Source organism: Calothrix rhizosoleniae SC01 (assembly GCF_900185595.1).
GTDB lineage: Bacteria > Cyanobacteriota > Cyanobacteriia > Cyanobacteriales > Nostocaceae > Calothrix_A > Calothrix_A rhizosoleniae.
Genome location: NZ_FYBH01000265.1, coordinates 1 through 1,635 on the forward strand (window position 1 = coordinate 1; position 1,635 = coordinate 1,635).

1 protein-coding gene is annotated in these 1,635 nt (G+C 43.0%); it reads right to left on the reverse strand.

The features are described 5' to 3' along the window. The coding region (gene glnA, locus CALSC_RS15795) for a type I glutamate--ammonia ligase (RefSeq protein ID WP_143288273.1) at positions 1-1,414 on the reverse strand (1,414 nt) is incomplete at its 3' end. Positions 1,415-1,635: the final 221 nt, after the last annotated feature.

A 1,635-nucleotide genomic window follows, 5' to 3' on the forward strand; every position in this document is an offset into this window, starting at 1 on the left:
AAGCATCGTAGTAGAGAGAAAACTCATAAGGATGGGGACGGAGACGCATGGGATTAACTTCAGTGTCTAACTTGTAAGAAATCCAGGCTTCAATAAAGTCTTCTGTGAACACACCAGGTTCAGTCAAGAATTTATGATCTTGCTCCAGTGCTTCTAGAGCCAACTCCAGAGAAGCAGGAGTAGAAGGAATTAGTCCTAGTTCTTCTGGGGAAAGTTCATAAATATTCTTGTCCAAGGGTGAGCCAGGATCGATTTTGTTCTTAATTCCATCTAAGCCAGCGCAAAGCATAGCAGCAAATGCTAAGTAAGGATTACAAGTAGCATCTGGACAACGGAATTCCAATCGTTTAGCTTTGGGATTGTCACCAGAAAGAGGAATCCTCACTGAAGCGGAGCGATTACCCTGAGAATAAGCCAAGTTTACTGGTGCTTCATAACCAGGTACCAAGCGTTTGTAGGAGTTGGTGGAAGGGTTGGTGAGCGCCAATAGTGCAGGTGCGTGCTTGAGAATACCACCGATATAGTATAGAGCTGATTCACTCAAACCAGCATATTTACCACCAGCGAATAGGGGTTGACCATCTTTCCAGATAGATTGGTGGGTGTGCATCCCAGAACCATTGTCACCATAAATAGGCTTAGGCATAAATGTAACTGACTGCCCATATTTCTTGGCGACATTCTTGATCACATATTTGTAAGTCATCAACCAGTCAGCAGCTTCAATCATTTTCCCAAAACGGAAGCCCAATTCGCACTGACCACCAGTTGCTACTTCATGGTGCTGTTTTTCAATGGGTACGCCACAGTCTGCCATTGTCAACAGCATTTCTGTACGAATATCTTGAAAGGTATCCGTGGGAGCAACGGGGAAATAACCTCCCTTATAGCCTGGTTTATGACCTAGGTTAGGACCTTCTTCTCTACCAGAGTTCCAACGACCTTCAACTGAGTCTACATAGTAATAACCTGCATTTGTGGTTTGGTCAAAGCGAACATCATCAAAGATAAAAAACTCAGCTTCTGGGCCGAAGAACGCTGTATCACCAACCCCAGAAGCAACTAAATAATCTATGGCTTTCTGGGCAATTACCCTGGGACAACGGTTATAAGGCTCACCAGTACGAGGTTCTTTAATGTAACAAATAACACTGAGAGTTGGCTCTTTCATGAAAGGATCGACCCAAGCAGTGTTGGGATCGATCACCATTGTCATGTCAGATTCGTTAATAGCTTTCCAACCCCGGATACTAGAACCGTCGAAAGGTACGCCGTCTGTAAAAGAACTCTCATCGATTTGATTGTGATACACCGTCAAGTGTTGCCAAGTTCCTGGCATATCGATGAATTTGAGGTCGACCATTTTGATCTTGTCGTCCCCAATCATATTGAGAATTTCTTGTGGGGTTGTCATGGTTACTCCTTACTGTGCCAATTAACTTAGGTCAAATATAGCTGACGTATTATGCTAACCCTATCTCACAAAACCTGATTTTGACACACTGATAACATCCTAAAGATTAAAAAAATCGTAAATTTGTATCTTTTTCTACAGAATATCCGGTCTAAAACTGGAATTAATGGCGTCGCTGAATCCAGGTATGAATTTATCGGGCTATACCCAGCTTAACCCTC